The sequence below is a fragment of the Duganella rivi genome (genome assembly GCF_009857435.1).
GTDB lineage: Bacteria > Pseudomonadota > Gammaproteobacteria > Burkholderiales > Burkholderiaceae_D > Rugamonas > Rugamonas rivi.
In genome coordinates, this window is record NZ_WWCK01000004.1 from 358,646 (window position 1) to 376,421 (window position 17,776).

Annotated in this window: 20 protein-coding genes; 7 read left to right on the forward strand and 13 right to left on the reverse strand. The window is 61.7% G+C overall.

Annotated elements, in window-relative coordinates:
- Window positions 1–5 precede the first annotated feature (5 nt).
- The 8 genes from GTP45_RS14095 to trhA form a co-directional block, all read right to left on the reverse strand.
- Entirely contained in the window at window positions 6–815 is an 810-nt protein-coding gene (locus GTP45_RS14095) for a helix-turn-helix domain-containing protein (protein ID WP_161014511.1), read from the reverse strand.
- Window positions 815–1,546, reverse strand: a complete 732-nt coding sequence (locus tag GTP45_RS14100; RefSeq protein WP_161014512.1) for a LytR/AlgR family response regulator transcription factor — start codon at window positions 1,544–1,546, stop codon at window positions 815–817. Before GTP45_RS14100 ends, GTP45_RS14095 begins: the two co-directional genes overlap by 1 nt.
- Window positions 1,547–1,549: 3 nt before the next feature.
- Window positions 1,550–2,629, reverse strand: a complete 1,080-nt coding sequence (locus GTP45_RS14105) for a sensor histidine kinase (protein ID WP_161014513.1) — start codon at window positions 2,627–2,629, stop codon at window positions 1,550–1,552.
- The gene (locus GTP45_RS14110) at window positions 2,629–3,345 is read right to left on the reverse strand and encodes a LiaI-LiaF-like domain-containing protein (protein WP_161014514.1); all 717 of its coding nucleotides are present in this window, start codon (window positions 3,343–3,345) and stop codon (window positions 2,629–2,631) included. Before GTP45_RS14110 ends, GTP45_RS14105 begins: the two co-directional genes overlap by 1 nt.
- Entirely contained in the window at window positions 3,342–3,719 is a 378-nt protein-coding gene (locus tag GTP45_RS14115) for a LiaF transmembrane domain-containing protein (RefSeq protein ID WP_161014515.1), read from the reverse strand. Before GTP45_RS14115 ends, GTP45_RS14110 begins: the two co-directional genes overlap by 4 nt.
- Before the next feature lie 130 nt (window positions 3,720–3,849).
- Window positions 3,850–4,008 (reverse strand): hypothetical protein, encoded by a 159-nt coding sequence (locus tag GTP45_RS27955; RefSeq protein WP_166454627.1) that lies wholly within the window; start codon window positions 4,006–4,008, stop codon window positions 3,850–3,852.
- 94 nt (window positions 4,009–4,102) lie between these two features.
- Window positions 4,103–4,984 carry a LysR substrate-binding domain-containing protein gene (locus GTP45_RS14120; protein ID WP_161014516.1) on the reverse strand — a complete coding sequence of 294 codons (882 nt, stop codon included), beginning with the start codon at window positions 4,982–4,984 and terminating at the stop codon, window positions 4,103–4,105.
- A gap of 13 nt (window positions 4,985–4,997) precedes the next feature.
- Window positions 4,998–5,615 carry a PAQR family membrane homeostasis protein TrhA gene (trhA, locus tag GTP45_RS14125; RefSeq protein WP_161014884.1) on the reverse strand — a complete coding sequence of 206 codons (618 nt, stop codon included), beginning with the start codon at window positions 5,613–5,615 and terminating at the stop codon, window positions 4,998–5,000.
- A gap of 239 nt (window positions 5,616–5,854) precedes the next feature.
- Here trhA and GTP45_RS14130 point away from each other — a divergent pair, with 239 nt between their 5' ends.
- The 3 genes from GTP45_RS14130 to GTP45_RS14140 are packed head-to-tail and all read left to right on the forward strand — an operon-like array spanning window position 5,855 to window position 9,876.
- A complete protein-coding gene (locus GTP45_RS14130; protein ID WP_161014517.1) occupies window positions 5,855–6,238 on the forward strand; it encodes a BlaI/MecI/CopY family transcriptional regulator in 384 nt (127 codons plus the stop codon).
- Window positions 6,238–7,761 (forward strand): M23/M56 family metallopeptidase, encoded by a 1,524-nt coding sequence (locus GTP45_RS14135; RefSeq protein WP_161014518.1) that lies wholly within the window; start codon window positions 6,238–6,240, stop codon window positions 7,759–7,761. Before GTP45_RS14130 ends, GTP45_RS14135 begins: the two co-directional genes overlap by 1 nt.
- 3 nt (window positions 7,762–7,764) lie before the next feature.
- Window positions 7,765–9,876, forward strand: a complete 2,112-nt coding sequence (locus GTP45_RS14140) for a TonB-dependent receptor plug domain-containing protein (protein ID WP_161014519.1) — start codon at window positions 7,765–7,767, stop codon at window positions 9,874–9,876.
- Here GTP45_RS14140 and GTP45_RS14145 read toward each other — a convergent pair whose 3' ends face one another.
- Window positions 9,877–10,224, reverse strand: a complete 348-nt coding sequence (locus GTP45_RS14145; protein ID WP_161014520.1) for a hypothetical protein — start codon at window positions 10,222–10,224, stop codon at window positions 9,877–9,879.
- A gap of 75 nt (window positions 10,225–10,299) precedes the next feature.
- Between GTP45_RS14145 and GTP45_RS14150 the strand changes: the two genes are divergently transcribed.
- Window positions 10,300–11,406: a patatin-like phospholipase family protein gene (locus GTP45_RS14150; RefSeq protein WP_229258457.1), complete on the forward strand. Its 1,107-nt coding sequence runs from the start codon at window positions 10,300–10,302 to the stop codon at window positions 11,404–11,406.
- On the opposite strand, the gene GTP45_RS14155 is transcribed toward GTP45_RS14150, so the two are convergent.
- Both GTP45_RS14155 and GTP45_RS14160 read right to left on the reverse strand, forming a co-directional pair.
- Window positions 11,403–13,097 carry an FAD-dependent oxidoreductase gene (locus GTP45_RS14155; RefSeq protein ID WP_161014521.1) on the reverse strand — a complete coding sequence of 565 codons (1,695 nt, stop codon included), beginning with the start codon at window positions 13,095–13,097 and terminating at the stop codon, window positions 11,403–11,405. The two genes, GTP45_RS14150 and GTP45_RS14155, sit on opposite strands and share 4 nt — an antisense overlap.
- A 46-nt stretch (window positions 13,098–13,143) precedes the next feature.
- Entirely contained in the window at window positions 13,144–13,473 is a 330-nt protein-coding gene (locus GTP45_RS14160; RefSeq protein WP_161014522.1) for a hypothetical protein, read from the reverse strand.
- Window positions 13,474–13,590: 117 nt separating this feature from the next.
- Here GTP45_RS14160 and GTP45_RS14165 point away from each other — a divergent pair, with 117 nt between their 5' ends.
- Window positions 13,591–14,667, forward strand: coding sequence for a type II asparaginase (locus GTP45_RS14165; RefSeq protein WP_161014523.1), 1,077 nt, complete (start codon window positions 13,591–13,593; stop codon window positions 14,665–14,667).
- A 3-nt stretch (window positions 14,668–14,670) separates the two neighbouring features.
- Here the strand turns inward: GTP45_RS14165 and GTP45_RS14170 are convergent, their stop codons facing one another.
- Window positions 14,671–15,294 carry a flavin reductase family protein gene (locus GTP45_RS14170; protein WP_161014524.1) on the reverse strand — a complete coding sequence of 208 codons (624 nt, stop codon included), beginning with the start codon at window positions 15,292–15,294 and terminating at the stop codon, window positions 14,671–14,673.
- Between the two features lie 107 nt (window positions 15,295–15,401).
- Here GTP45_RS14170 and GTP45_RS14175 point away from each other — a divergent pair, with 107 nt between their 5' ends.
- Window positions 15,402–15,851 carry a GNAT family N-acetyltransferase gene (locus GTP45_RS14175; protein WP_161014525.1) on the forward strand — a complete coding sequence of 150 codons (450 nt, stop codon included), beginning with the start codon at window positions 15,402–15,404 and terminating at the stop codon, window positions 15,849–15,851.
- A gap of 3 nt (window positions 15,852–15,854) precedes the next feature.
- Here the strand turns inward: GTP45_RS14175 and GTP45_RS14180 are convergent, their stop codons facing one another.
- On the reverse strand, window positions 15,855–16,700 hold the full coding sequence (locus GTP45_RS14180; protein WP_161014526.1) for a type 1 glutamine amidotransferase domain-containing protein: 846 nt from the start codon (window positions 16,698–16,700) through the stop codon (window positions 15,855–15,857).
- 96 nt (window positions 16,701–16,796) lie between these two features.
- Here GTP45_RS14180 and GTP45_RS14185 point away from each other — a divergent pair, with 96 nt between their 5' ends.
- On the forward strand, window positions 16,797–17,696 hold the full coding sequence (locus GTP45_RS14185) for a LysR family transcriptional regulator (protein ID WP_161014527.1): 900 nt from the start codon (window positions 16,797–16,799) through the stop codon (window positions 17,694–17,696).
- The last annotated feature ends 80 nt before the right edge of the window (window positions 17,697–17,776 follow it).

Sequence of the window (17,776 nt, forward strand, 5' to 3'; positions counted from 1 at the left end):
GCAGTCTAGGGCGTGGCTCCCGGCGCGGCTTGTACAAATGCGACAAAATCCTTGCTGCTTGCGCGGGCCGTGCGGGCGAATGCGGCAGGAGTAGCGCCGCTGTAACGCTTAAACTCGCGGCTCAAATGCGATTGATCGGTGTAGCCCAGCTCCTGCGCCAACGCCGCCAGATTGGTGTGCGGCGCATGCCACAAGCGATTGCGCACCTGCTCGAAGCGCATCAAGCCCGAAACATCTTTCACCGTGTGCCCGGACGACTGCTTGAACTTGCGCTCCAGCGTGCGCACCGTGGCATGCGCCGCCGCAGCGACTTCGCTCACCGGCATCGCGCCGTTCGCCTTGCGCATCGCCTCCCCTGCCTTGAACAACATGCTGTCGACGGCAAGTCGCGAGCGCGCTTGCAGGAAGTAGCGGCGTAACTCGTCCAGCGCCGAGTTGATATCGCCAGCCTGCACGCAGCGCGCCAACACGGGCTGCAACTGCGCAATCGGATGTTCAAACGTGTGCACACCGTGCTTCCCGGACGGCAGGCCAAGCAGATCGAACACCGTCCACGGATAGCAGCGAATGCCGATGATCTCTAGCCGGCCCGCTGCAGTGAAAGTCACCGGCTGATTCAGTAATCCCATCATGAACGGAGATGGCATCGCCACGCTATCGCGCGCCACGCTGCCGAAGCAAAAAACGATTTCCGCGTAACCGTCCGGCATTACCTCAAAGCTTGAAGGCTCTGCACCAAAGTCCCAGCGGTTGTACCAGAAGCACTTGACGGCCTCTTGCAGTTCCGCAGGCGGCGCAAATTCCTCGTGCAGCATTACTGAATCACCGCGCGTATCTTCTGATAGCCGCTGCGGCTGATCGGCGCACGGCTGCCATCCTTCAGCACCGCGACGTGACTGTCCTTGGTGGCCTGCTCGATGCGATCCACAAACGCAATGTTGACGATGTAGGAGCGATGAATGCGCAGGAACTGCTCTGCATCCAGCTGCTCCTCCAGCTCCGTCATGCGCTGATTCTTCAGATAAGACTTGCCCTCCGAGCGTATCTGCACGTAGTCGTCCTGCGCTTCCACGTACTCAATCTTGTCGGCGTTGATGACGTGAACCTTGGCGCCGTCGCGTATCAGCACGCGGCCCAGCGGCTTGTTACGACCCGACGCCTCCCGCACCATTTTCTCCACCGCCTCGCCGCCGGCGCCGAGATTGGCGCGCGCATGCGCCAGCGCTTGATCGAAACGCTGCTGGCTAAAAGGCTTGAGCAAATAATCCAGCGCGTGGAATTCAAACGCCTTGATCGCATATTGATCGAACGCCGTGGCGAAGATATAGCGCGTCTTGCTGCCCGCCAGTTCCGCCACCTCAAAGCCATCGAGCTTGGGCATCTGGATATCCAGGAACACCAAATCCGGCGACAGCTCGGTAATCGCTTTCACCGCCTCGAAACCGTTGGCGCATTCGGCCACCACTTCCACGTCCGCATGCTCGGACAAGTATTCGCGCACCACGCCGCGCGCCAGCATTTCATCGTCCACGATGATGATACGCATACCTCAATCCCCTTGTTCGCTCGTTTGCGCGGGCATCGTGATGTCCACGCCAAAGCTGTTGTCGCGCCGTCCCCATTGGATGCCGGCTTCGTGTTTGTAAGCGCCGGATAAACGCTGGCGCACGTTGGTCAATCCTATGCCGTGACCTTCACTGCGGATCGACGACATGTCCTCGTCCACCGGGTTGGCCACGCCGATTTGCAGTATCGAACCGGCACGGTGGGCCGTGATTCGTATCGTACCGCCTTCCGGCATATTGCAGATGCCGTGCTTGACGGCGTTTTCCACCAGCGGCTGGATAATCATCGGCGGCACCAGGCATTGCGCCGCTTCCTCGCCGATGTCCTCTTCCACTTTTAAACGATCGCCAAAGCGCACCTGCTCGATGGCGAGAAAATGCCGTATCAGCACCATCTCTTCGCCCAAGGTCACCTTCTTGTGCGCCTCCATGCCGAGGCTTTGGCGGAAGAAGCTCGCCAGTTCCAGGGTCATGCGGCGCGCCGCCTTCGGATCCATGGACGTCAACGCGCTGATGGAATTCAGGCTGTTGAACAGGAAATGCGGATCGATCTGCGTGCGCAGCATGCGCAGCTCGGCCTCCTGCGCCATCAGCAGCGATTCCAGCTCGCGCTGCTCGGCGCTCTTGGCGCGGACGAATTCAATCACCAGATAGTGCAGCGCCACCGCAAAGCCATACAGCAGCACGCCCAGCACCACGATCAGCATCGACAATTGCGGCGTGATGACGATGCCGCTCCACGAAGTCTCCAGCAGCAGGCACACGGCGTTCCACAGATTCCCGATAATCAGCCACAAAAAACCCAGCACCAGCGACGCCACGATCAGCACCAGCGCCGTCGGCATCGCGCCGCGTGTTCCCAACGGGTAGGCCCGGCACAAGTAGTAGGCCGAGTAGCCCGCCGCAAATGCGAACCACAAGTTCATCGGAATCGCGAACAGCAAGGCATTGGCCAGCGGCGTTTCGCTCGCCAGCGAAATCACGCCGCCCAACGCACAACCGAGGAACAGCCATACCAGCAGATAGATGACTGTGCCTCGGCGGGTGGAGGAAATCTCCTGCATCAGTTGCGCACTTCCATGCCGCCCATGATGACGTAGCCTCGAATGATCAGGCGCTTGCTGGAGCCTACGCCGGCCTGCGGCACGGTCTTTTCATCGAAGCCGCCCATGATCGGCGTACCTTCATACACCACCGTCCAATCGATCGGCACTTTGATGGTGATGCCGCCGCACAGAACGAACACGTTCAGCACTGCGTCGCCATTGATCGACGACTGGCGCAGATCGAGGTCGCAGCCGCCCATGATGGCGGTGATTTCGCCGCCGCGGAAATCCTGCGTAGTGATGCGGTGCTTGAAGCCGCCCATGATGGCGGTGTAGTTGATCTGCGCATCGGCTTCGGATTTATCCAATGGGCCGAGCTGCTGCTGTACCTGCAAGTTGCGGTTGACGGTCGACTTCACCACCACTGCCACGCCGGCGGCGATCAGCAGCAACGGCCACAGGGTGCGCCAGCCGATGTCGATCAAGCCGATCTCCTTCAGCATGATCAAGCTGCCGGCCGCGATCATCACGCCGCCAATCACGATGCCGGACTGGGTGCGGGTTTGCAGCACTTTCAAGATGCCGGCGCCTATCAGAACGGTCGGCAGAATATGCACTCGCAGATCAAGATCCAGCCAGCCCAGATTATCGAGCAGGAATAGCATGCCCAAGCCGATGACGAAAAGGCCGATAAACATCTGCGTGGCAGGATTGCGGTCACGGCGGGTTTTCATGCTTGCTCCTTGATCGATGCGAAGATATTGTCCAGCAGTGGGCGCAGCAGCAGGCCGACGCCCCACGCTACCAGCAGCGCCGGCCACGTTTCGCCGAAGCCCCAGCCCCAGATGCGATTGAACGAGACGTACCACCAGCCGGCGAAGAAAATCTCCCAGCAGCCATTGAGGAAGTAGCGCGGCGTAGTCGGTGGAATAATTTTGGTGACGCCGCTGATGACCAGAAGCCAAGGCCAATAGCGCCAGGCCTGTGCCCAGTTGATGTCCAGTTCCAGCAGGTCTGCGCGTTCCAGCAGCACGGCGGTGCCGACGGCGATCAGTGCGAGGCCCCAGACGAGTTGCGTGCGCCAGCGGTATGCAGTTTCGACGTTCATTTTAGTCCCCCAATTCGGTATGGATGTAACAATACCGGGGAACGGCTGGCGGCGAAACCGCTATTCGGTGAACGGCGGAAAACAGCCGGTGAACGGCGAAGGGATTCCTTCGCCGGCAGGGAAATGGCGGTCAGTTACGACCGTTGCTGACTTTTTGATCGAAGGAGGTCAAGCCCCACCCTAGCTGGCGGCGGATCTCTTCCGGGGTTGGCGGCGGCTTTACTTCATGCGAGCGGCGCTCAAGATAGGCCCGGACGAGATACTTCGAAGGGTGCGTAGTGTGCGTCATGATGACCTCCAGTTGGCGGCTACATCGTTATCGAGTGATTCCAGTGTAGCCCCGCAACGCAGGCCACACTGTACGGCCCCGCACACTGCACAGATCAGAGTTTTTGCTGCAAAAACTCGAGGAAACAGCTGATCCGTTGGGCCAGCTGGGTGTTGCGGTAGTAGACCGCGTGGATTTGCTGGCGATAGCCGGTGTAGTCGGCTTCCAGCACTTTCACCAGGCGCCCGGCTTCGATATCGTCGCGCGTCATGAAGTCCGCCAGGCAGACGATGCCCTGCCCGGACAGCGCCAGTTGACGCAAAGTCTCGCCGCTGGAGGCGGAAATCGACGGCGTAATCGGCAGGCTGTTGCCGGTGGTGTGACGCAGCGGCCATTGGTTGCCCAGTTCATATTGCACGAAGCCGAGCAGCGAATGCCGGGTCAAATCTTCCGGCGTTTGCGGCGTGCCATGCTGCGCGAGATATTCCGGGCTGGCCAGCACGTACAAGGGGCTGGAGGTCAGCGGCCGTGCGTGCAGGGTAGAGTCGCTCAGGGCGCCGATGCGGATGGCGATGTCGGTGCGGTGCTCGATCAGATCGGCGATTTGGTCGTTGCTGCTTAACTCAAGGCGAATGTCCGGGTACATGGCGCGAAATTCGGCCACGTGCGGCACCACGCAATGAAGCATGAACGGCGAGGCCGCGTCCACGCACAAGCGGCCGGACGGCTTTTGGCGGCGGATGCGAATGGTTTCTTCCGCCTCCTCCATCGCACCCAGGATGGCGCGGGCTTTTTCGAGGAACAGGTGGCCTTCCTCGGTCAGCTCCATGCGGCGGGTGGTGCGCGTCAGCAGCGAGGTGGCCAGCTTGTCCTCCAGGCGAGACAGCGCGCGGCTCACGCCCGACGTGGTCTGCCCGAGGTGAACCGAGGCGGCGCTCAAGGTGCCGCTGTCGATCACGGTGATGAAGGTTTTTAAATCGTCCGAGTTGATTTCCACGGGTGTTCCATCCTTACGCCACGTAGAGCAGCACCGCGCCGAAATGGCATGCGCTGCCGCCCAGTACAAACAAATGCCATACGCCGTGACCGTAGCGCCATTTGTGGTCGGTGATGAAGAAGGCGATGCCCAGTGTGTACACCAAGCCGCCGACCGCCAGCCACATAAAGCCGTTCCAGCCCAGCGCGTCGATCAGCGGGCTGGCGCCGATCACGCCTACCCACCCCATCGCCACGTAGATCAGCAGCGACAGCACGCGCGCGCCCTTGGCAAACAAAAGCTCCTGCACGATGCCGATGACGGCTAGTCCCCAAACCACGCCGAACAAGCTCCAGCCCCAAGGCCCACGCAGGCTGACCAGCGTGAACGGCGTGTAGCTGCCGGCGATCAGCAGGTAGATGGCGCAGTAGTCGAGCTGCCGCAGCACGTCCTTGGCGCGTCCACGCAAGCTGTGATACAGCGTGGAGATCAGGTACAACGCCAGTAAGGTGGCGGCGTAGATGCTGCAGCTGACAATTTTCCAGGCGTCGCCGCTGCGGGCCGCCTGGACGATCAGCAGCGTGCCGCCGACAGCAGCCAGCGCAGCGCCGACGGTGTGCGTGATGCTGTTGAAGCGCTCTCCGTAATACATATTCGGTTCCAATGCAATGGTGGCTGCGGCTGGGATAGCTGCGGCCACTGGCATTGTATAGCGCCTCGCTGTTACACGCCGCCGCTTTCCTAATGTGCCATCTTGCTAATTAGCAAAAAATTCATCGTAGCAGATTTAGAATTTATTCAAAGCAATGTTACAAAATGATATACATTGGCTTGACGTGCATGCGACAAGTGTCGCATACTGGTTACGTTAGTCGCATAAAGGAAAGTGTCATGGTGATTCCGTCGATTCCGTCGATTACGGAGCTGAGTTTGCTGAAAGTGCTGTGGAAACAGCAGCCGCTGAGTGCGCGCGAGATTCATGATGGTGCTGCCGGCGAGCTGGATTGGTCGTTTTCGTCCACCCGCAAGACGCTGGATCGCATGCTGGAAAAGCAGATGGTGGCGGTGCAGGTAGTGCATGGGGTAAATGTCTACAGCGCGAAGCTGGAAAAGGTCGGCACGCTGGCGGCGTTTGCGCATGATTTCGGCCGGCGCGTGATGGAGATCGATGCGCCACTGCCGGTGACCATGTTCACCGGCAGCCGCCTGGTGGATCAGCAGGAGTTGGCGCAGCTGGAGCAGATGCTGCAAGACTGGCCGGAGGATCAGGCGTGATGGCGGCGGTGTCTCTGCTGTCGCTCCAGTGGCTGCTGGCTTGCGCCGGCTGCGCGGTGGCGGGCCTGTTGGCGTGGCTGCTGCTGGATGGCGGCTCGCGGCTCTGGCCAGCGCTGCGGACACGCCGCGCCGTTTGGCTGGCAGGACTAATCGTTTCCGCCTGCTCCGCCCTGCTGCCCTTCCTCCCGCACTCAAGCAGCGCCGCGCAATTCACCATCGCGGCGCCGGCTACGTCGCCCACCTCCGGAGCTGTCGCCGAGGCGAGGGAGATCGAGGCTGCTCCAGAAATTGACATCGTCGAACCACATGGATCTGCCGACATCGTGCCCTTGCTAGCGGCGCTTTGGCTGTTCGTCTACGTGGCCGGCCTGGCGTGGGCGATTATCAAGCAGCTGCGCGCCCGCCGCTGGTGGCGCGGGCTGCTGGCGGCCGCCGAGCGCCTGTCGCCGCAAGCGCTGCAAGGCCATATCGCTTTCACTGAAGACCAACTGCGTGAGATTCGCCAACGCCGCCTCACTGTGCTGCGCACCGATGCCGCTATCTCGCCGATGCTGATCGGCGTCGTGCGCCCTCGCCTGCTGCTGCCAGCCCGCTTGGACGCGCTCTCCCGCGAACAGCAGCAAATGATCATCTCCCACGAACTCCATCACTGGCGCGCCCGCGACCCGCTATGCCTTGCCATCGCCGCCATCTTGCAGACGATTTTCTGGTTCAATCCCGCCCTGCGCTGGATGACAAAGCAAATGGCATGGGCGCTGGAACTGAGCTGCGACCAGCACGTGCTCTCCGGCCGTCCGCAGCAACAGCGCAAACAATATGCCGCCGCCCTGCTCCAGCAATGGACCACGATCATGCCAGCCGGCGCAGCGGCCTTCGGCGGTGGTGCGACCATCACCGCGCGCATCCACCACATGCAGCAAGACGGCTTGCCAGCATTGAGCGCAGCCGCTACCTGGCTCGTGTCCGCCGCGCTGACAGCGATACTGGCACTGGGCGCGATGCTGCAACCGGCGCTGGCTTTTAGCGATCCAGACAACGCGAAGATCGTGCAGGCCCCCACGGCCGTCGCCACGCCGCCAGCCGCATGGCGCGCACCGCTGGACAATGTCCGCGTTACTAGCTTCTTCGGCATCAAACGCAGCATCTTGCCGACGCCTCATAAGGGCATCGACTTCGGTGGCGCCAAAGGAACCGCAGTCCACGCCAGCGCTGGCGGCACCATCATCGCTGCCGGCCAAATCGCGGAAAACGACGGCCGCTACGGCAACGTCGTCATCATCGACCACGGCGCCGAGCAATCGCTGTACGCGCACCTGAACAGCGTGAATGTCGTCCCCGGCCAACGCGTCGCCGCTGGACAGCTCATCGGCGCGGTCGGCGAAACCGGCTTCGCCACCGGCCCGCACCTGCACCTCGAAGTGCGGCAGAACGGCCGCCTCATCGACCCCGCCTCCAGGTTCGACAACCTGGAGGCCTACGCCACACCGCGCGCACTCCGAGTCCGCCGCCAGCAAAAGGGATAATCCATGACGCCGCACAAAATCACCAGCAGCCTGCTGCTGGCGGTCTCCGCTTGCGCCTACGCTTCCGAAACGCCGGAGCCGCAGCAAGTGCAAATCACCGGTGCGCGCACCGATCTGCGCCAGCGCGAAACCACCACCAGCATCGTCATCAACCACGCCGACATCGTGAGACAAGGCGACCAAGCGCTGGCCGATGTGCTCAAGCGCCTGCCCGGCGTAAGCATCTCCGCCACCGGCGCGATTCAAATGCGCGGCCTTGGCAACGGCTATACGCAAATTCTGCTCAACGGCGAGCCTGTAGCCGCTGGCTTCTCGCTGGATTCCATCGCGCCTGAGACCATTGAGCGCATCGAAGTCCTGCGCAGCGCCACGGCGGAACTGAGCAACCAGGCGGTGGCTGGCGCGATCAACATCATTTTGAAAAAAGCCACCACGCGTAAGCAGCGCTCACTTAGCGCCAGCGTAGCGCGACAGGGCGGCATCAACACGCCAGCCCTTAGCGCACAACTCTCGGATCAAAGCGATGCTTACTCCTACAGCCTCGCCGCTACGCTGATACGCAAGCGCACCGAAAAGCCCTTCGCCGACTGGCAGGAACAGCGCGACACCAGCGGCGCAACCACGCTGCTGCGCTACACGCCACAAAACGAATCTGGCCGCACCGACGCCCTCACCATCACGCCGCGCCTGAACTGGAAGCTGGCCGGCGGCGACACGCTTAGTTGGCAAAGCTTCGCCTACCTGCGCCGCGTGGACAATCTTGCCCGCGCCGACGAAACGGCGCTGATCGGGGAACACAGTGAGTACCCGCGCAACGATGCCAACTTCGTCGCCAACTTCATCATGCTGCGCAGCGATCTGCATTGGACGCACTTGCTGGCCGAAGGCGCCAAGGTGGAAATAAAACTGGGCGCAGCCACCAACCGCCGCACCGGCACCTTCGATTTCCATGGCCGCGATGCCGACGGCAAGCCGCTAGGCCGCCATCACGTCGAGTCCGGCCCGGTAGAAAACACCATCACCAGCACTGGCACCTATCGCCATCCGATCGGGGAAAAGCACGCGATTGCGCTGGGCTGGGACGCCAGCCACGCCGTGCGCAGCGAAGACCGCAAGGAAACGCTGTTCGACGCCGACGGCAAGCTAACAGGCGCCAACAGCGCCGACTACAGCGCCAACGTCAATCGCCTCGCGCTGTTTGCGCAGGATGAATGGCAGGTAACCAAGCAGTATTCGCTCTACCTCGGCCTGCGCCACGAACGGCTCGACACGGCCAGCCGCGCCAATGCCGCCAATGCGCCAGATGCGCTGCACAGCACTTCGTCGGTGTGGAGCCCATCGCTGCAATCGCGCTACGAGTTGGCGAATAAAGATGTGCTACGGCTGGCGGTCAGCCGCACCTACAAGGCGCCGCCGCTGGTCAAGCTGGTGCCGCGCCGCTACACCAATGACAACAACAATAACCCCACCAATCCCGATGAACAGGGCAATCCGCATCTGCGGCCGGAACTGGCTTGGGGAATGGATGCGGCCTATGAACACTATCTGGGCGAAGGTGCGCTGGTCAGCATCAGTACCTACTTGCGCCGCATCCGCGACGTGACGCAATCGCGCCTGTTCCAGCAGGATGGCGTGTGGGTAGAAGCGCCGTTCAATGAAGGCAACGCCAGCGCGCACGGCGTGGAGTTGGAAGCCAAGCTGCCGCTGACAAAAGCGCTGGACCTACGCGTCAACCTGTCGCGCAACTGGTCGCGCGTAGACAATGTGCCGGGCCCGGACAATCGTCTGGAATCGCAAACGCCGGCCACCGCCAACATCGGCCTGGATTATCGCTGGTCGCAGTTCACCGTCGGCGGCAACTTGAACTACCAAGCCGCCGGGCCATCGCGTCAGTCCGCGCAAGTGCTGACCAGCGCCAGCCCGAAACGCGAACTAGATCTATATGCCCTGTGGAAGATAAGCAGCAAAACGCAGTTGCGCCTCTCGGCCAGCAACCTGCTGCGCCATCAGGCCACCGAAACCTACGCCTACAACGACACCACCGGCACCATGCAACGCATCCGCCTAACGCCAACGCAAGCAACGTTGCGCCTCATGCTGGAACATCAGTTGTGATTAGTGGACGTTGCGCGCGATATAGTAGACAGCGGCAGTGAGCCCTGAGCAGACCGCCGTCAACCAAACGAACATGCGCCATGTTTGCGCTTCCAGCGCTTTGTAGAGTTCCGAGCGGACGCGTTCAACATCGGCGTTGGTAGCATGGTGAGCCGCCACAGCTTTGATGCCGGCCGTTTCTACCTGAAGCGCATTGAAAGATTCCTGCATGGCGACTTGCCTGTCGCGCAGATCCGTCACTGCAGCAGCCAAGGATGCAGCCAGCGCCTCGTTCCCAGCCTGCAATACGGCAGTGCGAACCAGCAAGGTTCGCGGCATTTCTTCCGTCGATGTAGTTTGGGTCTCCATGCACTCCATCTTATGCCTCTGCTGAGGCGTTTCAAGCAAGCTGGGCGCTGCTTGCTTGTGGTATCGTTGCGGGCTATGACGCAAGAATCGTATAAACCGTATAAACGCTGCATGGTGATGGGTGGTGGTGGATTCCGCTTCGGGATTTACATCGGCATGTACGCCGCGCTGCGACAGGCTGGCAAGGCGCCCGATGTGCTGCTTGCCAGCTGCGGCGGCGCTATCGCTGCAGCCATTATTCATAACCTGCCCGATCCCGAAGCGCAGCGTAAGTGGCTGTCGTCTGAACAGATGTACCAGTTCTGGTGCAGCCTACGCTCCACCGATAACGCCGTGCTGCTTGGCACGCTGCTGCGCGCCGCCAAGCGCAAAATGAACAGCGCCAGCGCACCTGTGATCCCCGATCTGTTCACCGATTATCTGTTCGAGATACCGCCGCAACTGCCCTTCCCGTCTGCCACTGGCACGCCGGAAGTGGATGTCGCCATCATCGGCGGCAAGCTGCTGTTCAACGAAGCGGATGTCGGCCAGCCACGCGGCCAGCGCAAGCTGTATGCGGAAACAGTGTTCTGCAACGCGCGCGCAGCAGCTGCCTTGCAAGGTATGGACTCGCCGCTGAACGCGCCGCGCTGGGGCGAACACGCTGTCGCCAAAGAGCTGCTGACCGATGGCAGCGTGGCCGTCACCGACGCCGCCCGCATCTCCATCGCCGACATGATTTACTTCCGCTGCGCGCAGTACAAAGGCGACGAATACATCGGCGGCGTGCTGGATCTGTTCCCAGTCGAAATCGCGCGCAAGCTTGGCGCCGAAGTGGTGATGGAGTTTAAAGAAGCCTTCGACCAAGTGTTCTCGATTCCCGCATGGCGCGCCGTGCTGGGCGTGGACGGCAACGCGCGCCTGCGCTACGCCAACTCGCACTTGGCAGATATGCGCATCGATTCGTCCGACGTATCAGTAGTGCTGGAGAAGCAACAGATGCAGCAAAAACTGGACTGGCTACGCAACCGCATCGAACTGCGCATGCCGCCGAGTTACGAGATCTTCGTGCAGCACATGCAGGATCAATGGGACTACGGTTACCAGCGCGCGCAGGAAGCGCTGGCGCGGCCGCCGCTTCAGCAGCCGCCGATCCGCCGCGCCAATCGTCACAGTAAGCCGCTGAGCAGCATCGAGCCTTAAAGCAGGTCGGAGGCCAAGGCTTGGTGCAGCGACGCCACCGCCGCCGAGCCTTCGCCCACTGCCGCCGCGACCCGCTTGACCGAGCCGCTGCGTACATCGCCCACCGCGAAGATGCGCGGACGGCTGGTCTCAAGGAAGTGGCGTGGACGCTCAAGCGGCCAGCGCTCCGACGGCACATCCGGCCCGGTGAGCACAAAGTTTTTATCATCGAGCGCCACGCAATCGCCCAGCCACGCGGTACTCGGCTCCGCGCCGAGGAACAGGAATAAATGGCGTGCCGGTGCTTCACGCGCTTCGCCGCCCGCGCTTTGCCAGCAGATGCTTTCCAGGCGATCCTCGCCGCGTAGTTCAACGATCTGCTTGTGCGTGTGCAGCGTGATCTTGGGAGAGGCCTCAATGCGCTGAATCAGGTAGCGCGACATGCTGGCCGCCAGCCCGCTTGACCGCACCACGATGTGCACATGCCTGGCGTGCTGCGACAAGAACACCGCCGCCTGCCCCGCCGAATTGCCGCCGCCGACAATCACCACTTCTTCATTGGCGCAGAAATTGGCTTCCATGAAGGAGGCGCTGTAGTAGACGCCGCGCCCTTCGAAGCGCTCCAGCCCCGGCAAGTTCGGTTTGCGATAGCGCGCGCCGCTGGCAATGACGATGGAACGCGCGCGCAGCTTTTCGCCGCTGTCGATTTCGATATCGTATTCCGGGCTATCGCAATTGACGGAGCTGACCTTGACCGGCACCGCCACTTCCGCGCCAAACTTGCGCGCTTGCGACAGGCCGCGGCCTGCCAGCGCTTGGCCCGACACGCCGGTCGGGAAGCCGAAGTAGTTTTCGATCTTGGAGCTGGCGCCGGCCTGGCCGCCCGGCGCTTTCGCATCGAGCACCGCCACCGTCAAGCCTTCCGAGGCCGCGTACACGGCGGCGGCCAGTCCTGCCGGGCCGGCGCCGACGACCACCACGTCGAACAAGCGGCCGTCAAGGCTGTCCGGGCTGATGCCGATGCCGTCGGCCAGTTCGCGCAGCGACGGTCGGCGCAGCACTTCGCCGCTGATGGTCACCACGGCTGGAATGTCGTCCAGCGTCACGCCGAAGCGATCCATCAACGCTTGCGCATCCTTGTCGGTATCGGTATCGAAGTACGCGGCGGGATGGCCGTTCCGATTGAGGAAATGGCGCAGGATCAGTGTCTGCTGCGAATCGCGCGCGCCAAACACCACCACGCCGCCGGTTTGATCCGACATGTACGCCACGCGCCGCAAAATGTAGGCGCGCATGATGGTTTCGCTGAGGGCCGCTTCGGAAATGACCAGCGTGCGCAGCGACTCTTCGCTGATGACGATTAACTCGCTATCGGCCACTACGCGAGCGGTGGCAACAGCGGCGCGGCCGGCCAGCGATCCCATCTCGCCGGTGAACATGCCGGGGCCGTGGGTGCCAATGATGGTCGAGCCCAGCGCCGAGCCGCGCTCGATCTCAATCGAGCCGGAGATGATGACGTACATGGCGATGTGACGGTCGCCCTGGCGGAACAGCACATCGCCGGCGGCAAAGTGCTGCCGCTCGCCGTAGCGCATCAGGATATCGAACTGGTCTTCGCTCAGGGTGGGGAAAATCTGGTGGCGGCGGTTGCCGATGTCGGACGACGCCAAGTGAGGGGATGCATTGCCGACGCCCCCGAATTTCTGATTCATGCCATATCCTCGCGGTGTGATACGGCCATGATAGCGCGGTTTGAACTTATCGGCAGAGCTGCTGCCACTGTGCCTCGAACTCGGCCGGCGAGACATCCTGCGCCAGCAAGGTCAGGTCGCGCGCCACCGAGATATAGCGCTGAAAACCGATGTAGCTGCCAAACGCGTCCTTGGCATTAACCTCGCCGCATGGCGCGCCGCCCTTGCCGATGAATTGGTTGCGGAACTGTGCCTGTGCCGGCTCCAGCACCTTCTCGCGCACGTATTTTTCGCCCAGTGTGGTCAGCGCCGCCGCCTCTTCGCGCTGCTTTTGCTCTGCGGTCTTGCCGCAGGCGGCCAGCGCTAGCAGCGCGGCTATCGTGATCGCCAATCTCATATATTTTCTCTTTTATATTGTTCCTGCAATCCTGAGTTAACGCGGCAACACGCCGCATTGTTGACAGGCAGGGGTTTTGTTAATATCCCAAGCTTTACCGCCTGATCAGGAGACTCCATGTCCTACAATAATTCCGCCCGCTGGTGCAAAGCCCTGCTGGCCTGTGCAATGTTGCTAAGTACCTATGCCGGGGCAGCAGAAAAACTCGCCCGCGTGACCATTCTGGCCACCGGCGGCACCATCGCCGGCAGCGGCGCCACCAGCACCACCACGGTCGGCTACACCGCCGCCACCGTGGGCGTCGAGCGCCTGATCGCGGCCGTGCCGGAACTGGCCAAGGTCGCCGACGTCAAGGGCGAGCAAGTGTTCCAGATCGCCAGCGAAAACATGAGCAACGACCATTGGCTGAAACTGGCCAAGCGCGTCAACACCCTGCTGGCGCAGCAGGACGTGGACGGCATCGTCATCACCCACGGCACCGACACGCTGGAAGAAACCGCCTACTTCCTCGACCTGACCGTCAAGAGCAAAAAGCCGGTGGTGCTGGTCGGCGCCATGCGCCCGGGCACCGCGCTGTCGGCTGACGGCCCGATCAATCTGTACAACGCCGTGCTGCTGGCCGCTAGCCAGGAAGCCGTCGGCAAAGGCGTGCTGGTCGCCATGAACGACCAGATCCACGCGGCGCGCGACGTCACCAAGACCAACACCTCGACCCCGGACAGCTTCAAGACGCCGGAACTGGGCATGCTCGGCTACATCCAAGGCAACAAGCCTTACTTCTACCATCTGCCGGCCCGCAAGAACACGGTGGATACCGAGTTCGACATCAGCAAGCTGGAGGCACTGCCGCAGGTTGACATCGTCTACGGCTATGCCAATGTTAATCCAGTTGCGCTGAACGCGCTGGTCGGCGCCGGCGCCAAGGGCATCATCCACGCCGGCGTGGGCGACGGCAGCCTGGCGTCGTCGGTCAAGACCGGCCTGGTGGCAGCGCGCAAGCAAGGCGTGCTGATCGTGCGTTCCAGCCGCGTCGGCCAAGGCATCGTGGCGCGCAATGGCGAGGCCAATGACGACGAGCTGGACTTCGTGGCGTCCGACACGCTGAACCCGCAGAAGGCGCGCATCCTGCTGATGCTGGCGCTGACCAAGACCAGCGACACCAAGCAAATTCAGCGCATGTTCTATACCTACTGATCGTTACGGATAGCTGGGCCGCGTCATGCGGAACAGATTATCCGGCGTGATCTCGAAGTAATCGGCCGGGCCGCCGCCACGCAAGATGGTGTGCGAGCCGGCCGTATCATATATGCCATCGCGCAGCAGCTCGCGCGCGATATGCACGCCGACCACTTCTCCCAAAATCAGCCAGCTATTGGTTTCGGCACCGGACGCGCCTTGCAGGCGGATGATCTGGCTGCATTTGCATTCGAATGACACCGGACTCTCGGCCACGCACGGCACGGCGACGATCTTGGAAGCGGCCGGCGTGAGGCCGGCCAGCTGGAATTCGTCCACCTCCGGCGGGGCAGCGGCACAACTGGCGTTCATGGCATCGGCCAGCGGGCGGGTGGCCAGATTCCACACGAACTCCCCGGTTTCCTCGACATTGCGGAGCGTGTCTTTGCGTCCTAAACTGGCAAAGCCGATCAGCGGCGGCGTGTAGTTGAAGGCGTTAAAGAAGCTATAAGGCGCGAGATTCAAAATGCCGCTGGCGGCGCGGGTGGAGATCCAGCCTATCGGGCGCGGGCCGACGATGGCGTTGAAGGGATCGTGCGGCAAGCCGTGGCCTTGCGCGGGTTGGTAGAAGTATTGGTCGCTCATGGCTCATTGTCGCACATGACGCGAAAGAAACAATTTATACAAATCGGGGCTTGCGCAGCTAGCGTGCACGGCCCAGTATACGTGAATCACGTAATTGAAACGCGTATATGAATCTTGATTTGCAATTCCGCCTGCTAAAAGCGCCGCCCACCAACAAGGTGCTGATGGCTTATCGCAAAGACGCCCACTTCGGGACTGCGCCACCGCAGGCCCACGCCTCTGACGTGCGCGGCAAGATTCAGTGGGTGGCGGTGGAGTTCAAGAACAAGCAAGTCGGCATCGCCCGGCTGGAGCTGGCGCCGCCCGAGTTTTGCTTTGTATCGGAGCTGATGATCTTGAGTTCGCATCGCGGCCAAGGCATCGGCCACTGGATCATGAAGCGCATCGAGCAGTATTGCTTGAGCGTCGGCATCCATCGCTTGCTATTGCAGGCGGGCGACGGCACGGAGAACTTCTACAAGTCGCAATCCTTCATCAACGACCCGTTGATGCCGCTCTTGCTGCGCAAGGAAATCAATCCCTTCCAGGCGCGCGCATTCGTGCCGACGCTGCACTGAGGCTTACGGTTTCAAACGCGCCAGCAATGCCTCGGCCACGCCGTTGGCCGAGGCTGGATTCTGGCCGGTGATCAATTCCCGATCCACCACTACTTTCGATTGCCAGTTCGCGCCGCTGCTGTAGATGCCGCCCGCGCGTTCCAGCGCCGTCTGCGGCGTGAACTTCATCTCGCCGCCCTTGAGCATGGGCTTAGCGGCTTCTTCCTCGTTATTGCTGATCACGGTCATCTGGTAGCCCGCGTAAATCCATGCCGGCGCTTTGCCTGCCTTGGCCTTGGTTTCCAACGGCTTGGTGAAAGCTTGCGGCTGCGCCAGCGTGGACAGCAGCGCGATCGGGCCGTGGCACACCAGCGCGGTCGGCTTGCCTTGCTGGTGGAAACTGGCCAGAAGGCGTCCCAGCGGTGCGCTGTAGAGCAAATCCTGCATCGGCGCGTGGCCGCCGGGGATGTAGACGGCGTCATAGCGGTCGTAGCCGCCCTGCTCTACACGCGACAGGCTGATCACCGGCGAGCTGGTGACCGAAGTAATCTTCAACTGATCGAGCAAGGCCAGGTGCTGCTGCATGCTGGCTTCGTCATTCCCGAAGTACATCTTGTCGAGCGAGCTGCGATCCACGGTTGGCGCTTTGCCCAGCGGCGTGGCGAAGGTGACGGTGTGGCCGGCATCGATCAGCTTTTTGACTGGCTGCATCAGCTCATTGGCGTAGAAACCGGTATCGAAAGTCTTGTTGTCGCGCAGGGCCAGTTGGGATTCGTCGGACAGGACTACCAGCACGTTGGCTGCGTTGACACTCAGCGCGGTCAAGCCCAGCACGACGCTGGCGATCGTGTTGCGGAAGGTGTTCTTCATTTTGCTACTCCTTAGTTTCGATGGAGCTAGTGTATTCATGCCTTGGCCGTGTTTAAATACGCACATCATCAAATCATTTGTTCTTGAAAGGCATGAATGGCACGACAATTCGATCACATGGCCGATGTAGAGGCGTTTGTCACCATCGTCGACAAGGGCACCATCAGCGCGGCGGCAGTGGCGCTGGGAACGACGCCGTCGGTGTTGAGCCGGGCTGTGGCGCGGCTAGAGGCTAGGCTGGGCGTGCAGTTGATGCGGCGAACCACGCGCCGGCTCAGCGTAACTGAGGCCGGCAATCTTTACGTTGAGCAGGCGCGCAATGCGTTCGGGCTAATTGCGGACGCTGAGCGGGCGATCTCGGGCCAAGGCGGCGCGCTGTCAGGCAAGGTGCGCATCAGCGTGCCAACGACTTACGGACACTACCGCCTGCCGGGGCTGCTACGCCCGTTCATGGAACGGCACCCGCAGGTGATGATCGAGCTCAGTATCAACAACCGCAACGTCGACCTGGTCGACGAGGGCTACGACATGGCAATCCGGCTGGGCGAACTGGCCGACAGCGGGCTTGTGGCCAAGCGGCTGGGGGATGAGATGGTGTGCCTGGTGGCCGCGCCGGAATACGTGCGGGCGGCAGGCATGCCGCGCAGCCTGGAGGAATTGTCGCACCACGCCTGCCTGCCCTTCATCATGCCGAGCACCGGGCGACAATCGCCGTGGCTGCTGCGGGTGGATGGCAAGGATATCGACTGGCAGCCTCCGGCCCGGATGCAGGTGACCGATGACGTGCTAGGCGTGGTATCGCTGGCGCAGCAGGGATTGGGGATCTGCCAGACCTACCGCTTCGTGGCGGAAGAACGGTTGCGCAGCGGGCAACTGGTGGAAGTGCTGCCGGAGTTAAGCGGTCGGAGCAAGCCTTTCTCCCTGATTTATCCACCGCACCGCCGCATGTCCGCCGCCAGCCGTGCCCTCATTGACTGCTTGCCGGGCGGTTGTTAACAAATTCTGTGGATAAGGCTGTTAACAAGGGGGCGACCAAGACACTAAGCCGCTGTTTTGAAAGAACATTTTTTCACTGC